Annotated in this window: 17 protein-coding genes; 14 read left to right on the top strand and 3 right to left on the bottom strand. The window is 43.0% G+C overall.

Translation table 11 applies throughout. From position 1 onward, the window contains the following. Positions 1 to 3 precede the first annotated feature (3 nt). The 5 genes from J2W55_RS21890 to J2W55_RS21870 all read left to right on the top strand — a co-directional run bounded on the left by J2W55_RS21890 (position 4) and on the right by J2W55_RS21870 (position 4,678). On the top strand, positions 4 to 687 hold the full coding sequence (locus J2W55_RS21890) for a heme exporter protein CcmB (RefSeq protein ID WP_310101154.1): 684 nt from the start codon (positions 4 to 6) through the stop codon (positions 685 to 687). Positions 688 to 867: 180 nt separating this feature from the next. Beyond that, positions 868 to 2,058, top strand: a complete 1,191-nt coding sequence (locus J2W55_RS21885) for a carboxypeptidase-like regulatory domain-containing protein (protein ID WP_310101151.1) — start codon at positions 868 to 870, stop codon at positions 2,056 to 2,058. A 151-nt stretch (positions 2,059 to 2,209) separates the two neighbouring features. Then, entirely contained in the window at positions 2,210 to 2,881 is a 672-nt protein-coding gene (gene ccsA, locus J2W55_RS21880; RefSeq protein ID WP_374726378.1) for a cytochrome c biogenesis protein CcsA, read from the top strand. Next, positions 2,881 to 3,090: a CcmD family protein gene (locus tag J2W55_RS21875; RefSeq protein WP_310101148.1), complete on the top strand. Its 210-nt coding sequence runs from the start codon at positions 2,881 to 2,883 to the stop codon at positions 3,088 to 3,090. The genes ccsA (J2W55_RS21880) and J2W55_RS21875 overlap by 1 nt, the downstream gene beginning before the upstream one ends. Before the next feature lie 151 nt (positions 3,091 to 3,241). Next, positions 3,242 to 4,678, top strand: a complete 1,437-nt coding sequence (locus tag J2W55_RS21870) for a Glu/Leu/Phe/Val family dehydrogenase (protein WP_310101145.1) — start codon at positions 3,242 to 3,244, stop codon at positions 4,676 to 4,678. Positions 4,679 to 4,847: 169 nt separating this feature from the next. On the opposite strand, the gene J2W55_RS21865 is transcribed toward J2W55_RS21870, so the two are convergent. Next, positions 4,848 to 5,024: a hypothetical protein gene (locus J2W55_RS21865; RefSeq protein WP_310101142.1), complete on the bottom strand. Its 177-nt coding sequence runs from the start codon at positions 5,022 to 5,024 to the stop codon at positions 4,848 to 4,850. A 190-nt stretch (positions 5,025 to 5,214) separates the two neighbouring features. On the opposite strand from J2W55_RS21865, the gene J2W55_RS21860 reads away from it, so the two are divergent. The 3 genes from J2W55_RS21860 to J2W55_RS21850 are packed head-to-tail and all read left to right on the top strand — an operon-like array spanning position 5,215 to position 8,860. After that, positions 5,215 to 5,625, top strand: a complete 411-nt coding sequence (locus J2W55_RS21860; protein WP_310101140.1) for a cytochrome c maturation protein CcmE domain-containing protein — start codon at positions 5,215 to 5,217, stop codon at positions 5,623 to 5,625. A 10-nt stretch (positions 5,626 to 5,635) separates the two neighbouring features. Beyond that, positions 5,636 to 8,092 carry a cytochrome c biogenesis protein CcsA gene (gene ccsA, locus J2W55_RS21855; RefSeq protein ID WP_310101138.1) on the top strand — a complete coding sequence of 819 codons (2,457 nt, stop codon included), beginning with the start codon at positions 5,636 to 5,638 and terminating at the stop codon, positions 8,090 to 8,092. 45 nt (positions 8,093 to 8,137) lie between these two features. Beyond that, a complete protein-coding gene (locus J2W55_RS21850; RefSeq protein ID WP_310101135.1) occupies positions 8,138 to 8,860 on the top strand; it encodes a phytanoyl-CoA dioxygenase family protein in 723 nt (240 codons plus the stop codon). 814 nt (positions 8,861 to 9,674) lie between these two features. Here J2W55_RS21850 and J2W55_RS21845 read toward each other — a convergent pair. Beyond that, on the bottom strand, positions 9,675 to 10,598 hold the full coding sequence (locus J2W55_RS21845) for an alpha/beta fold hydrolase (protein WP_310101132.1): 924 nt from the start codon (positions 10,596 to 10,598) through the stop codon (positions 9,675 to 9,677). A gap of 82 nt (positions 10,599 to 10,680) precedes the next feature. Between J2W55_RS21845 and J2W55_RS21840 the strand changes: the two genes are divergently transcribed. The 6 genes from J2W55_RS21840 to J2W55_RS21815 all read left to right on the top strand — a co-directional run bounded on the left by J2W55_RS21840 (position 10,681) and on the right by J2W55_RS21815 (position 14,095). Beyond that, positions 10,681 to 11,463, top strand: coding sequence for a Rossmann-like and DUF2520 domain-containing protein (locus tag J2W55_RS21840; protein WP_310101130.1), 783 nt, complete (start codon positions 10,681 to 10,683; stop codon positions 11,461 to 11,463). 19 nt (positions 11,464 to 11,482) lie between these two features. Further along, complete coding sequence (locus tag J2W55_RS21835) at positions 11,483 to 11,815, top strand: 2Fe-2S iron-sulfur cluster-binding protein (RefSeq protein WP_310101127.1); 333 nt, start codon at positions 11,483 to 11,485, stop codon at positions 11,813 to 11,815. A gap of 72 nt (positions 11,816 to 11,887) precedes the next feature. Then, a complete protein-coding gene (gene iscX / locus J2W55_RS21830; RefSeq protein WP_310101125.1) occupies positions 11,888 to 12,130 on the top strand; it encodes a Fe-S cluster assembly protein IscX in 243 nt (80 codons plus the stop codon). A gap of 95 nt (positions 12,131 to 12,225) precedes the next feature. Next, positions 12,226 to 12,747 (top strand): KdsC family phosphatase, encoded by a 522-nt coding sequence (locus J2W55_RS21825; RefSeq protein ID WP_310101123.1) that lies wholly within the window; start codon positions 12,226 to 12,228, stop codon positions 12,745 to 12,747. 61 nt (positions 12,748 to 12,808) lie between these two features. Further along, positions 12,809 to 13,375 (top strand): Maf family protein, encoded by a 567-nt coding sequence (locus tag J2W55_RS21820; RefSeq protein WP_310101120.1) that lies wholly within the window; start codon positions 12,809 to 12,811, stop codon positions 13,373 to 13,375. 66 nt (positions 13,376 to 13,441) lie between these two features. Next, on the top strand, positions 13,442 to 14,095 hold the full coding sequence (locus J2W55_RS21815) for a DUF4136 domain-containing protein (RefSeq protein WP_310101117.1): 654 nt from the start codon (positions 13,442 to 13,444) through the stop codon (positions 14,093 to 14,095). 41 nt (positions 14,096 to 14,136) lie between these two features. Here the strand turns inward: J2W55_RS21815 and J2W55_RS21810 are convergent, their stop codons facing one another. Then, the gene (locus J2W55_RS21810) at positions 14,137 to 14,358 is read right to left on the bottom strand and encodes a hypothetical protein (RefSeq protein WP_310101115.1); all 222 of its coding nucleotides are present in this window, start codon (positions 14,356 to 14,358) and stop codon (positions 14,137 to 14,139) included. Position 14,359 lies beyond the last annotated feature (1 nt).

Genomic DNA, 14,359 nt, shown 5'->3' with positions numbered 1-14,359 from the left:
GGTATGAAGCTCGTTAATGAAACCTGGCACTTGTTTAAAAAAGAAATTTTACTGGAGTGGCGGTCAAAGTATGCTTTTAATGGTGTTTTGTTATATGTGGTATCAACCGTATTTGTTTGTTACATATCATTTAACTTAACCCCGGGTTTTACGGGCAGCAGCGGTTACCCCGTAGTATGGAACGTATTGTTTTGGATAATTATGCTGTTTGCATCGGTTAACGCCATTGCCAAAAGCTTTATGCAGGAAAGCAAGAGCCGTTTGCTTTATTACTATTCCATAGCAAGTCCACAGGCTATTATCCTGTCAAAAACCATTTATAACATCCTGCTAATGTCGTTATTAAGTGTGTTGGCTATTACGGTGTACATGATATTCTTCACCAATACACTGGGCGACCCGCTATTTTATTTTTTAACGGTACTGTTGGGCAGCCTGAGTTTTTCAACGGTGTTCACCATGATATCGGCCATCGCCTCAAAAGCAGGCAACAATGGCACGCTGATGGCCATATTAAGCTTTCCGGTTATTATACCGGTTATACTGGTGCTTATCCGCCTGAGTAAAAACGCCATGGACGGGATAGACAGGGGCCTGAGCTTGGGCAACATTGGCGTTTTATGCGCAATAAATGTTATTGTAATCACTACTTCGCTCTTGCTTTTCCCTTTTTTGTGGCGCGATTGATTTTGAATGCTAAACGTTTTAAGCATACCTCCAGATTCCTTGTAATTCGATGTTGGAAGTATCTATTTCAAATTTGTAAAAATGTTATCGCAATAAATAAATACTTTCGCAATTCATCAAGCGTTCATAAAAAATGCGTTTTTTAGTATCTTGAAAAAAATTGTAGTATTTTCCTGATTGATGCGGCATTACTGGATCATTTTAATTTTTGCTTTATGCCCGTTTGTTACACTGGCTCAAAATGCTACCATAACAGGTACAGTAGTAAATGCCAATGGTAAAAGCCCGGTAACCAGGGCAAGCGTATTTTTAAGCAATGCCACTTACGGTACCGTAACTGCCGACGATGGCTCATTTACCCTTGCTGGTGTTAAACCCGGGCAGTATGAACTGGTTGTTACCACGGTAGGCTATGAAGATTACTCGCAAACCATACAGGTAGGCCACGAGCCTTTAAAGCTGAATATTGAGCTAACTCAAAAGGTATTGATGCTGCGCGAAGTGGTGATCAGCAGCGCGGCCGACTGGAAAAAGAACTACGAATTGTTCAGGCGCGATTTTATTGGCACTACAGAAAACTCCAAACTTTGTAAGGTTGTAAACCCGCATATCCTGAATCTTATTTATCACCGTAACAAGCAACAGCTGGAAGCATCGGGCGATGAGTTTTTGGTGGTGGAGAACCGAGCGCTTGGCTACCGCACCAAATTTTTACTCAAAAACTTTTTAAGTGATGGTATTGAGCATACTATTCAATATGCAGGCAAAGCGCTTTTTGAAGAGCTTCCGGGATCGGCCGAGCAAAAAAAGATATGGAAAATACAGCGCGAGAAAGCGTACTATGGTTCGCCGCAGCATTTTTACAGATCGTTATACAAGGACAAATTAAAGGAAGAGGGTTTTGAAGCGCATGATTTTACACGCTATCTTAATCATGAAAGGCCTGAAGAAGCCTTGATTCAGCAAAAGATCAAGCGGTTCAGGGATATTACACCAAACCGCGATTCGCTGATCAATTGGTACAAGATGGCCAACCTCACCAAATGGAACCGCGAAAATCTGGTACGCTTGCCTTATCAGTCGTTCGAGATATTACGAAAAACGCCGCAAGCGGGTATCTACGCTGTTGTTTTTCCGCATTATTTATATGTGGTATATACCAAAAAAGAAGAAACAACGGAGTTTAAGGATGTTTACCGCCCGCTTGATATGGGCAATTTTGAAACCAGCATTGTAAGCCTGTCCAATAGCTATATCCTGTTTGATATGAATGGCATAGTAATATCAAACCCAAGCCCGCTTTATGAGGGTACGTGGTCAAAGGCCAAGCTTGCCGACCTGCTGCCGGTTGATTATGAGCCGGGAGATTAGGGTTCATTAGTTCGGTTTTACGTTGGTAGCTGTCGATCACATTTTCAGTGTATGCTGGTCCGTCATTTCCAACCTATAAATCATTTAACTAATACAAATGAACCATTGAACCAATGAATTAATAAATTGCTACATTTGCCCATCAATCAATATGAAATTTATTTATCAAACCTGGTGGAAGGTATTAGCGGTAATTGTTGTTTTTTACACGCTGATAGCGGGGATGTTGCTTGATGTGCCGCATCTGCCTATAGTTCACGAAACGATCAGAAATACTTATTTCCACGTACCCATGTGGATTGCCATGTTCACTGTTTTTACCATATCGGTTATCTACAGCATTAAATATTTAAATACAGGTAAGGAGGAGTATGACCTCATAGCGGTAGAGTGTGCCAATACCGGCATTTTCTTCTTTGTATTAGGGTTAATAACCGGTATGCTGTGGGCCAAATACACCTGGGGCGAGTTCTGGAGCAACGACCCCAAACAAAACAGCGCGGCTATAGCGTTCCTGCTGTATTGTGCCTATTCGGTGTTGCGCAACTCCATTGATGAGGAACAAAAACGGGCAAAAATATCTGCTATTTATAACATATTTGCCTTTCCGGTAATGATTGTGCTGATCATGGTATTGCCCCGGATGACCGACTCCTTACACCCGGGCAACGGCGGTAATCCTGCCTTTGGCAAGCTTGACCTTGATAACCGGATGCGTATGGTGTTGTATCCCGCTTTTATAGCCTGGAGCTTTATGGCCATCTGGATAGCTTCGGTACGTTACCGCATCCGTTTAATTGAATATAAAAAGAACGAAAATTAATGAAGAAGTTTACGGTTTTGCTATTACTGGTACTCAGTTTTGTAACTGCTTTTGCCCAGCAAACACAATCTGTTGAAATGGCCGACGTTTTGCGCAGCTCGGGCAAAATATATGTTGTGGTGGCTACTATTGTTATAATTTTTGCCGGATTGGCTTTTTATTTATTCTCGATCGATAAAAGATTAAAAAAAATCGAAAAGGAAAAATAGTCTAAAAAATTTATCTATCTTGTTTAAAGATGGTTTTTGTACCATTGTTGTAAGGTGTATCTGAAACACTAACTATAAAATATTACGATATTGATAAAAAATGTACCAAATTTGTGTGCTTTTTTAAGAGTTTAATATTTATATAACAACCATGATTACGAATAATTTAGTTGCTGACCAGGATACCCATTTCTTTGGCGACGTATGCAAAAACTTTGATTACGCCGCTCAATTCACTAAACATGACGCCGGTTTATTAGACCAGATAAAATCATGTAACAGCGTTTACCGTTTCCGCTTCCCCATCCGCAAAGGGAATAGCTTTGAGGTGATTGACGCGTGGCGGGTAGAACACTCGCACCACCAATCGCCAACCAAGGGCGGTATACGCTACAGCGAAATGGTGAACGAGGATGAAGTGATGGCACTCGCTGCTTTAATGACCTACAAGTGCGCCATTGTTAACGTACCGTTTGGCGGAGCCAAAGGCGGTATAAAAATCAATCCAAAAAATTACACCGTTGGCGAGCTGGAAAACATTACCCGCCGCTACACCGTTGAGTTGATCAAGAAAAATTTTATAGGCCCAAGTATTGACGTGCCTGCACCTGATTATGGATCTGGTGAGCGTGAAATGAGCTGGATTGCCGATACTTATGCCACCATGAACCCCGGTCAGCTGGATGCCATGGGAGCTGTAACAGGTAAACCTATTGCCCTGCATGGTATTGCGGGCCGGCGCGAGGCTACCGGGCGCGGTGTGGCCATTGCCATTCGCGAGTGTGTAAGCGTTGGCGAGGATATGCAGGAAATTGGTTTATTGCCTGGCTTAGCCGGCAAGCGGGTAATTGTACAGGGCCTGGGAAATGTAGGTTATTATTCGGCAAAGTTCCTGGCCGAATTTGGCGCCATCATTGTTGGTCTTTGCGAGTTTGAGGGGGCTATCTATAATGAAGATGGCCTTGATGTTGAAGCAGTTTTTCAACACCGTAAAGCAACCGGTTCTATTTTGGGTTATGCCGGTGCCCTGCATGAATTTAAAAATACCATGGAAGGCCTGGAGCAGCCATGCGATATCCTGGTACCCGCGGCTTTAGAAAATCAGATAACCGAGTATAATATCAGGAATATACAAGCCAAAATTATTGCCGAAGGAGCCAATGGTCCAACCTCGCCCGAGGCCGAGGCTATATTCTACGCAAATGGCGGTATCATCATTCCGGATATGTATGCCAATGCAGGTGGTGTTACGGTATCGTATTTTGAATGGCTGAAAAACCTGAGCCATGTGGCATTTGGCCGTATGAACCGCAGGTTTGAAGAAAACTCAAACCTTAACCTGGTTAATATGGTTGAAGGAATCACGGGAGTTGCCTTAACTTCTGTACAGCGCTCAACCATTATAAAAGGCGCATCAGAACTTGAACTGGTAAACTCCGGACTGGAAGATACCATGATCCGCTCGTACCACGAGATTAGGGAGATCTTCAAGAACAACCCTAAAATTGACACCTTACGCAGCGCCGCAATGGTAGGCGCTATTAATAAAATAGCCGTATCATACCAGAATTTAGGTGTTTGGCCGTAAATAGATTGCCGCGCTATCGCTGGCAATGACAACTGTTTTAAAAGCGGCAGATTCAAAGAATCCGCCGCTTTTTGTTAGCGGTAAATAGATCAGGTCACTATATCCGGCGAATCAGATAATCCGGGAGAGACATGTGACGCGTCTTTACTATAACCAATGTTATTATATATTACCTGTGCCGCTTCACCAGCGCTATCCGGCGTTTATAAGCGCCCTTTTCCAATCGCTTGCCTTCAGATGGAACACTGTTGTCCCTTTCGCTTTTTGTAAGTTTCTGGTCATCATCGCCTTCGTCCTTGTACGCCGAAGGAATCCACTCCGGTCTGATTATCTTTTCATTGCTCATGATCAAAATAGCTTAAGTGAATTTACTAATAATATCCGAGGTCACTTCCAAAAGTCCTTTGTCCTAAAAGTCTTTACGCAAAAAAAAACTATTAAGAATAATTCTAAATAACACATATCCCTTGTAATAAACATTATTAGCTCAAGGTTTTGTATTTTTGCATTCTATTTTATAATATATAAGCCGCAAAATGAAGAAAAGTGCAATTTTTGGTCTTGTTGTTATAGCGATAGCTATAGCGGTTATCATTAGTGTTTACTCCAACTCAAGCACATACGGTAGTTTTAACGATGCCCTGAAAACCAAAAGCGAGCTGCATGTTGTTGGTCATCTGAACAAATCAAAAGAATTGTTTTATGATGCTACCAAGGATGCCAATTACTTTTCATTTTACATGAAAGATAATAAAGGCGAGGAGCGCAAGGTTATTTTTACAGGTACCAAACCTGAAGATTTTGAACGGTCGGAGCAACTGGTGCTTACCGGCACCATGGTTGGCAATGAGTTTCACGCCTCAAAAATACTGATGAAATGCCCTTCAAAATATACCCAGGACAAGTTAGAAGTTACAGAAGTAAAGGCTAAGCAAGCCAGCATATAGATCATTTTTGATGGATACAGTTTATAAAGGTGAACACCTTTTACCCGGGCATATAGGTCAGTTTTTTATCATACTTTCTTTTGGTGCAGCCCTTTTATCATTCCTTAGTTATTATTTTGCCACCACCGACGATGCGGGCAAGCTAAACAGCAGCTGGCAGCGCCTGGGTCGTATTGGCTTTTTTGTTAATTCGATTTCCATATTAGGGATAGGCGTATGCCTGTTTTATGTAATATACAATCACTATTTTGAGTATCATTATGCCTGGGCCTATACCTCGCGTTCATTGCCGGTGTACTACATTGTATCGGGCTTTTGGAACGGACAGGAGGGGGGCTTTTTGCTTTGGACCTTTTGGCAGGCTGTTTTGGGCAATATATTAATATGGCGCGCCAAATCATGGGAACGCCCGGTAATGACGGTTGTGGCTTTGTCGCAGGTGGTTTTAGGAACCATGGTGCTGGGTGTCGAAATTTTTGGTACCAGGATTGGCAGCTCGCCGTTCCTGTTGTTAAGAAACGCGCTGGAAGGCCCCATTTTCCAAAACCCCGATTACCTGTCGTTTATAAAAGACGGACAGGGCATGAACCCATCCCTTCAAAACTATTGGATGGTTATTCACCCGCCAACCCTGTTCCTGGGTTTTGCATCTATGGTGGTACCATTTGCTTACGCTGTGGCCGGCCTTTGGCAAAAACGGTATAAAGAGTGGGTGGTTCCTGCCATATCTTACTCCTTATTTGCCAGTATGATATTGGGTACCGGCGTAATCATGGGTGCGTTTTGGGCATATGAGTCGCTTAACTTTGGTGGTTTCTGGGCTTGGGATCCGGTAGAGAACGCATCAATTTTTCCATGGATAACGATGGTAGCGGCCCTGCATGTACTGGTTGTATATAAAAATACAGGTCATTCCTATTTTACGGCTACCTTTTTGGTGCTGATAACATTTGTTCTGGTATGGTACTCGTCATTCCTGTCGCGCAGCGGTATCCTGGGCGATACCTCGGTACACTCTTTTACTGATAACGGGATGTTTTGGCAGCTGGTTACGGGTGTTTTGATATTCCTGGCGCTTTCCGCTGTGCTTCTGGTAAACAGGTGGAAAGAGCTGCCAATTACAAAAAAAGACGAAGAAACCTATTCGCGTGAGTTTTGGATGTTTGTTGGCTCGGTATTTTTAGGCCTTTCCTGTTTCCACCTGCTGGTGGTTACATCAGTACCGGTTTGGAATGCCATGTTTGGCTCCAAGATAGCTCCGCCTACTGTAAGGCATTACAATGTTATACAATCGTCATTTGCCTTTGTGGTTACCATACTTACCGGCTTTACCCAGTTTTTAAAATACAAGAAAACTGATGTTACCCGTTTTTTTATTACTACGGGCATATACCTGGTTTTTGCTGTTTTGGTTACCGCCCTGGTGGTTTATGGCACCGGCATTTATAAGCTGAACTTTATATTCATGCTGGTAATGTGCGGTTCAGTATACTCCGTTATTGCGAATGGCAAAGTACTGGCCGACGCGCTTAAAGGTAAATTTAAACTGGCAGGCTCGGCAGTGGCGCATATCGGTTTTGGTTTGCTGATGGTTGGGGCATTGATAGCTGCCGGCACCAGCAACGTGATCTCTATAAATAACACCGGCGAAGGTTTTTCGCCTGAATTTGCCAAGGAACAGAACCCGCGTGAAAATATATTGGTATACCAAAATGAGCCTGTAAAAATGGGCGACTATATGGTAACCTATACAGGCGATTCTATTTCGTCGCCTAATCATTTCTTTAAAGTTGACTATAAGAAGATAGGAGCAGATGGTAAAGTTGAGAATGAATTTGTATTGAAGCCCAAGGCGTTGATCAGTCGCGGCCAAATGTCGGCATCGCCTGATACCAAGCATTATTTGTTTCATGATATGTATACGCATATCACCATGTTTTATCCGGCCCCGCTTGCCGATGGCAGCGACGAAAATAGCGCAGGCGCTCATAACGAAGCAAATGACGACAAAAACTATGATGCTCCGGTAAGTCATGAGGTTGCGCCCGGCGACACCATCAGGTACCGCGACGGCTATATTTTGATCAAAAGCCTTAATAAAGAAGCCAAAGTGCAAAACATTCCGATCACCGACAGTGATGTGGCCATTGGCGCTAACCTCGAGATCGTGTCGCACGGAAAAAAATATACAGCTGAACCCGTATACATGATAAAGAACGGCAACGTTTTTGATTTTGCCCGCAAGGTTGAGGATGCCGGTTTAAAACTGCGTTTCAGCAAAGTGATACCTGAAAATAAAAAGGTAGAGATCATGGTTTACCAGCAACCGGAAAGCAAAAAGAAATTTATTGTAATGAAGGCTATTCAGTTTCCTTATATCAATTTCTTCTGGGCAGGAACCATCATTATGGTAATCGGGTTTTTCTTGTCCATTTTGCGCCGTAATAAAGAGTTGAAAACGGTTTAACGTGTACACACGTACAAAAAACTGAAGCGGTTTAGTTATTGTTAGATGGATAATTATTTAGCCGGGCATCATGAACATATTTTAAATGATGGTTTTGCCATTGTCAATGATGTTTACACAGATGCCGAGGTTAACAGTATCTTAACCGTTATAGAAGCAGCCGACCAATCAAACCCGGCATTTCGCAAAACCGATGATCTGTTTGCCATTAGGCAATTTTTAAAGGAAGTACCGGCGGCACTTCCTTTAATTTTTAACAGCAATTTGAAAACGCTCGTTAATGCCTTGTTTGGTAATAATTATTTTACTGTAAAATCCATTTACTTTGATAAGCCCGAACTTTCCAACTGGTTTGTTGCCTGGCATCAGGATCTGACCATTGCGGTTAATAATAAAACCGAAATAGCGGGTTATGGTCCCTGGACGGTTAAGCAGAACCAATATGGCGTACAGCCCCCGCTTGCTGTTTTACAGGATAATTTTACCGTTCGCATTCATCTTGACGACGCCGGCGAAAATAATGGAGCGCTTAAGGTAATTCCCGGTTCGCACCTCAAAGGAGTTTATCGTCCGGAAACCATTAACTGGAGTGTGGAAACTGAAACTATTTGCACGGTTAGATCAGGCGGTATAATGATCATGCGGCCGCTATTGCTCCATGCGTCAAACCGAACTACTAATAATAAAAAGAGAAGAGTGGTACATATTGAGTTTAGCAGGGGCAATTTACCAGAAGAGATTGACTGGGCCGAGAAGCAAGCTATATAGGCGGCTTAATCACCTGAACGGAATATTCCAGGGTTTGTTATTCCCCCGTCGCCATAAAAGTATCATCTTCACATGTCATTGCGAGCGATAGCGCGGCAACCGCATGCTATACAGAGCGAACCAGCCTATCGTAGAGCGCTCGATTTCAGCCGGGCTGTTACCTCGTCATAAAAGCATCAATTTCCCAACGCGTCATTGCGAGGAACGAAGCAATCTCTATGCAATACAGAGCAAATATACTTATCGCAGAGCGCTCAATTGCCGCTAAGGCTGTTACTTTGTCTTGATACAAAGTAACCAAAAATCAAGTCAGCAGAGAGGCTTCTTCGCCGCACACGGCCTTTGCCCTGCAAACCAGGCAGAACCACGGGCTGCTAAATTTTGCCCCTACCGCGTTCGCGCATTACCCCGCGCTTCAGGCAAAATTGCTAATGCCCTTCCAACCGCACAGTCTAACATGTTCTGCCTGCTTTCACCCGAAGCTGTTCTGCTGACGGGAAAAAGGATGGTTTGCCGGTTCATTTTACGCACACTTTCGAGGTAAAAGACGACCGACCGTAGAGAGCTCATTAATCCCGATAAAAATAAAACAACATTAATAATCTCTATGCTGTACAGAGCGAGTAAACCTATCGCAGAATGTTCAATTGCCGCTGGGCTGTTACCTTATCGTTATAAAAGCAACAATTTCCCAACCCTTCATTGCTGCGAGGTGCGAAGCAATGGCTGTACAGAGCGAATATGCCTATGGCTCTACGACATCTATTTGCGCCGTATGGCTTTATGTGTTCATTGTCAGAGGGGATGGTTCATTTTACCCTTCCTTCAAAAACGATAATATCTTATTATTGACCATATCGGGTTTTTCGATGGATGGAAGGTGCGCGGCATCAGCAACCGGAAAAAAATCAACCTTTAATACACTGCGTATAGAATCGCTGAAACGGAAGGGCACTGTTCTGTCTTTTTTACCCCAAATTAATAGTACAGGTTTGTTGGCGGCATTAAGGCAAATGTTGCTTTGTTTTCCGTTTTGATCGTAATCATACAGGGTTGATACCAGGGCATTCCTAAACCCTTTAAAACGCATTTGAGGCAGGTAACGGTTTTCCCATTGTGGATGATCTTTAGGATACAGAAAATCATCAACCTGTCCTTTTGCACGCTCGTTGGAGTTAACAGCTTCGTTGTACAGGGTAAAACATTTTGGCGCAACAGGTTTTTCGCTTTCGTACGCCGGGTCAATAAGTATAACCTTATTCACCAGATCGGGGTGCTGGCAGGCAAAATTAGTTATAACTTTGCCTCCGAAGGAAATACCTGCTAAATTTACATGGCCTTGCAGCTTAAGGTTGCTTATTAGTTCCAGTAACTGGGTGTTGTATAGTTCTTTGTCATACGCAACGTCGGGCCGGTCTGAGTAGCCTCGTCCATACATATCATAACGGAGTACTTGATATCCTTTTTTTACCAGGAACTCGTAGGTGCCATCCCATATATAGTACGGAACGCTAAAGCCGTGAACCAGTATTACCACTTCGCCGTTTGCCGGGCCGTCAAGCTGGTAATGGGTTATACCCTTGCTTAATTTAATAAAGCTGCCATCAACGTTTTTGCGGTCGGCATTGGTTAAGGTTTTTTCCTCTTTATTATTATACTCATAAAAACCATATAATATTAAGGCAGATGCCCCCACCAGAAATATTATAATTATTATGCTTACTTTAAGTATTTTCATAGTGTATTAGATGATGGTGCCCTAAAATACAGAAATATTTAAACTACGCTTATTCAATGAATATTTTAATTTAAAAAATAACATGCTCATAACTTTTATCGGCTCTGGCAATGTGGCTACACATATGGCAGCCGCATTGAAAAACGCAGGCCATCGCATAGTGCAGGTTTATAGTCCCGATTTTCAACATGCCTCCATGCTGGCTTATCATGTTGGCGCGCAGGCCACCAATGAGCTGCATGCTATTATACCTGATACCGACCTCTTTATTGTTTCGGTTAAAGACGACGCCATCATTGAACTGGTTAAAGCACTGGCCAAACACCAAAAGCTGATAGTACATACATCGGGCTCAACAGATTTGAATAGTTTATTAGCTTTTACAGATAAGGCAGGCGTTTTGTACCCGCTGCAAACTTTCAGCAAAAGCAGGGAGGTTGATTTTGCCGCTGTGCCCTTATGCATTGAAGGGGCAAACGATGACATAAAAAACCAACTGGAGCAGCTTGCTTATACCATCAGCAAAAATGTTTACAGCATTAACTCGGCCGACCGCAAGATACTGCATCTGGCGGCCGTGTTTGCCTGTAATTTCCCTAATTACTTGTATACCGTAGCGCAGCAACTGCTGGCAGAGCACCAAATGAAATTTGATATGCTAAAGCCGCTGATATTGGAAACCGCCCAAAAAGTGCAGGAGCAACCCCCGGCGGCGGTGCAAACAGGCCCGGCTGTGCGCAACGACCGTGTTACTATGGATACTCATCTGCAAATGCTTGGCCATCAGCCCTATTTGCAGGAGATATATTCCTTATTAAGTCAGGGTATTATCAAAAACAATAATGTAGGGCATGAGGATGAGTAATTTTGTTACTTTTGCCTAAATGAACGTTTTTAAAGTAAAGATAAATTTCGAGGAAAAGGGGCATGAAACTATTGAACTGCCTATTGCCGAAGGAGAATCTGTATTAGATGTATGCCTGGAAAATGGCATCGAACTGCAGCATAACTGCGGGGGAGTTTGCGGATGCAGCACCTGCCATGTGTATGTAAACAAAGGAATGGACAACATTCAGGAAATATCTGATAAAGAAGAAGATTTTATTGACAGGGCCGTAAACCCACGTATAAATTCGCGCCTTGGATGCCAGTGTGTGATCTTAGACGGCGATATAGAAGTTACACTGCCCGATCAGTCGCAATTTTTGGGACATTAACGGTTAACATAAATATAATACGTACAACGCATAACATAACACGTATAACGTAAAGCTACAACCTAATTAAAGATGAGCGAGAATAAATTTGCCTTACCAATTCACTGGAACGATTACGAAGATATTGCTATTGAACTTTATGAAAAGTTTGGTAACGATTTTGACGAATCAAAAATATACCGCATCCGTTTTACTGAGTTGCTGGAGTGGGTACTTTCATTACCAAACTTTGTAGGCACAAGGGCCGAATCAAACGAAGGTCACCTGGAGCAGATCCAGTCGGCCTGGGTTTATGAGTGGCGCGATAATCAATAATTTCAAATTGGTGAGTTTTAAAGCTTAATTCATTAATTAAAATTAAGTGCTCAAAATTTGTTTAAATCATCAAACACTTGCTGTAATCCATAAAAATGGAATCATTTTTACATAAATTAAAAGATATAACCACACTTATTTTTGATGTGGATGGCGTACTGACCGACGGTTCGGTTTTTGTAACCGATACCGGCGAGCAAAGCCGTGCCTTCAACATCAAAGACGGGTATGCCCTGCAGCTTGCGGTTAAGTGCGGATATAATGTATGCGCTATATCGGGCAGCCGTTCAAAAAGCGCCATATACCGTTTAAACAGCTTGGGTGTACAGGACGTTTATATGGGCACGCACACCAAATCCCAGCGCTTTAAAATATATCTGGAAGAAAAAGCCATTATAGCCACCAATGTGTTGTACATGGGCGATGATATTCCCGATCTGGAGGTTATGAAACTGGCCGGATTGCCTGTTTGCCCAGCCGATGCCGTTGAAGAAATAAAGGCGGTAAGTGCCTATGTTTCGCCTTATGGCGGTGGCAGGGGCTGCGCCCGTGATATTATTGAAAAGGTACTTAAAGTTCAGGACAAGTGGATGAGCGAACAGGCTTACAGCTGGTAATCAAATTGAATTTTTAAGTTTTTTGGCTTTCATCCCCTATCTTTAATCATTAAAAACGCCTATGATCCCTAAAATCATTCTTGCATCAAAATCGCCCAGGCGGCAGGACCTGCTGAGGCTGATGGATATGGATTTTGAAGTTGTTTTAAAAGAAGTTGATGAGTCATATCCCGCCGGTTTAACACCCAGGGAGGTAGCCGTATACATCGCCAGGAAAAAAGCCGAAGCGTTTGACGAATCAATAACTGATGAGGTAGTGCTTACGGCCGATACTATTGTTTGTATTGATGGACAGATATTAGGCAAACCCGAAACGGCTGATCACGCTGTTGAAATGCTGCAAACCTTATCAGGCAAGGTACACCAAGTTATTACAGGAGTTTGCTTATTATATAAGCACAGGTACAATAGCTTTTTTGATGTTTCTGAAGTGTTTTTTCGCAAACTAAGCGATCAGGAGATAAGAAGTTACGTGGCCGAGTATAACCCGCTTGATAAAGCCGGTTCGTACGGCATACAGGAGCGGATAGGGTTAATAGGTATTGAACGGATAGATGGCTCTTATACCAATGTTGTAGGGCTCCCTACAGAAAAGTTATACGCTCAGTTAGTTAATTTAAATAATTAATTATTTAAATTAAACCTTTATTTATTAGATAGTCTAATGCTTAAATAATAAGGGAGCGAATTTATCATGAAAAGAGCTATTTATACAGGGCTGGCAATATTGCTGGTTTCAGCCTTATCTGCTTGCAGCAGTTATAACTATTATACAGCAGCCCGAAACAAAACTGATCTTTCATCTTACCGCACATTTGCCTGGCTACCACCCCAAACAAGCCACAAGGCCGGCGGTGTTGTAAAAAAGGAAATTGCCGACGAAAAAGTGAAAGATGCTGCTATTGCCGCGCTACAAACAAAAGGACTTAAATTACAGGAAAATGATCCCGACCTGCTGGTGAGTTACTCTACCGTAACCGGCAGAGGCATGAAAACAGAATTTTATCCGGCTTACTATGGCGGCTTCGGTTGGGGCGGCTGGGGTGGCTGGGGCTGGGGTTGGGGCTGGGGATACCGTCCGTTTTACGGCTACTATGGTGGCTGGGGCGGCTGGGGATATCCTTACGGCGGCTTTGGTGGTGCATATGCCCGCGTGCCGTATAAAGAAGGCACCCTCATCATTGATCTGATCGATCGTAATACCCGCAGACTGGTGTGGCGCGGATTTGGCGTAGGCGAACTGCATAACCCAAAAAGAACGTTAGAAGAATTGCCAAAAGTAGTTGACGGTGTTTTAAAACAACTGCAGTTAAATCAAATAAACCAAATGCAGGTTAAAAAAGCCTAAGGTTTTGTTCGGAAAGAAGATATATTTGATCCCTTTAGGCCCTAAGCCTGAAGGGATTTTTGTTTGCGATGTAAACGTATAGCGGCAAAAGTAACGGCAATAACCGCCAAAACAATTACCCAGGTATCAAGCGGGCAGCCATCAGGGCCGCCGTCATTGCCATCACACAGGCCATCACCCGGATCAGCAAAACAGTTTGTTGCAAACAGCAGGTAAATACACACACCCAGTAAAAATTTACACTTGCTTTTTACAAAGGTCATA

Source organism: Mucilaginibacter pocheonensis, assembly GCF_031456535.1.
In the GTDB taxonomy this organism is placed as follows: Bacteria; Bacteroidota; Bacteroidia; order Sphingobacteriales; family Sphingobacteriaceae; genus Mucilaginibacter; species Mucilaginibacter pocheonensis.
The sequence above is the reverse complement of the archived record's forward strand: the minus strand, read 5'-3'. Positions and strand labels throughout refer to the sequence as shown.

Excerpts from the sequence above, each read along its gene's own strand:
- J2W55_RS21890 (WP_310101154.1), top strand. The coding sequence starts at position 4 with ATGAAGCTCGTTAATGAAACCTGGCACTTGTTTAAAAAAGAAATTTTA.
- J2W55_RS21885 (WP_310101151.1), top strand. The coding sequence starts at position 868 with ATGCGGCATTACTGGATCATTTTAATTTTTGCTTTATGCCCGTTTGTT.
- ccsA (WP_374726378.1), top strand. The coding sequence starts at position 2,210 with ATGAAATTTATTTATCAAACCTGGTGGAAGGTATTAGCGGTAATTGTT.
- J2W55_RS21875 (WP_310101148.1), top strand. The coding sequence starts at position 2,881 with ATGAAGAAGTTTACGGTTTTGCTATTACTGGTACTCAGTTTTGTAACT.
- J2W55_RS21870 (WP_310101145.1), top strand. The coding sequence starts at position 3,242 with ATGATTACGAATAATTTAGTTGCTGACCAGGATACCCATTTCTTTGGC.
- J2W55_RS21865 (WP_310101142.1), bottom strand. The coding sequence starts at position 5,024 with ATGAGCAATGAAAAGATAATCAGACCGGAGTGGATTCCTTCGGCGTAC.
- J2W55_RS21860 (WP_310101140.1), top strand. The coding sequence starts at position 5,215 with ATGAAGAAAAGTGCAATTTTTGGTCTTGTTGTTATAGCGATAGCTATA.
- ccsA (WP_310101138.1), top strand. The coding sequence starts at position 5,636 with ATGGATACAGTTTATAAAGGTGAACACCTTTTACCCGGGCATATAGGT.
- J2W55_RS21850 (WP_310101135.1), top strand. The coding sequence starts at position 8,138 with ATGGATAATTATTTAGCCGGGCATCATGAACATATTTTAAATGATGGT.
- J2W55_RS21845 (WP_310101132.1), bottom strand. The coding sequence starts at position 10,598 with ATGAAAATACTTAAAGTAAGCATAATAATTATAATATTTCTGGTGGGG.
- J2W55_RS21840 (WP_310101130.1), top strand. The coding sequence starts at position 10,681 with ATGCTCATAACTTTTATCGGCTCTGGCAATGTGGCTACACATATGGCA.
- J2W55_RS21835 (WP_310101127.1), top strand. The coding sequence starts at position 11,483 with ATGAACGTTTTTAAAGTAAAGATAAATTTCGAGGAAAAGGGGCATGAA.
- iscX (WP_310101125.1), top strand. The coding sequence starts at position 11,888 with ATGAGCGAGAATAAATTTGCCTTACCAATTCACTGGAACGATTACGAA.
- J2W55_RS21825 (WP_310101123.1), top strand. The coding sequence starts at position 12,226 with ATGGAATCATTTTTACATAAATTAAAAGATATAACCACACTTATTTTT.
- J2W55_RS21820 (WP_310101120.1), top strand. The coding sequence starts at position 12,809 with ATGATCCCTAAAATCATTCTTGCATCAAAATCGCCCAGGCGGCAGGAC.
- J2W55_RS21815 (WP_310101117.1), top strand. The coding sequence starts at position 13,442 with ATGAAAAGAGCTATTTATACAGGGCTGGCAATATTGCTGGTTTCAGCC.
- J2W55_RS21810 (WP_310101115.1), bottom strand. The coding sequence starts at position 14,358 with ATGACCTTTGTAAAAAGCAAGTGTAAATTTTTACTGGGTGTGTGTATT.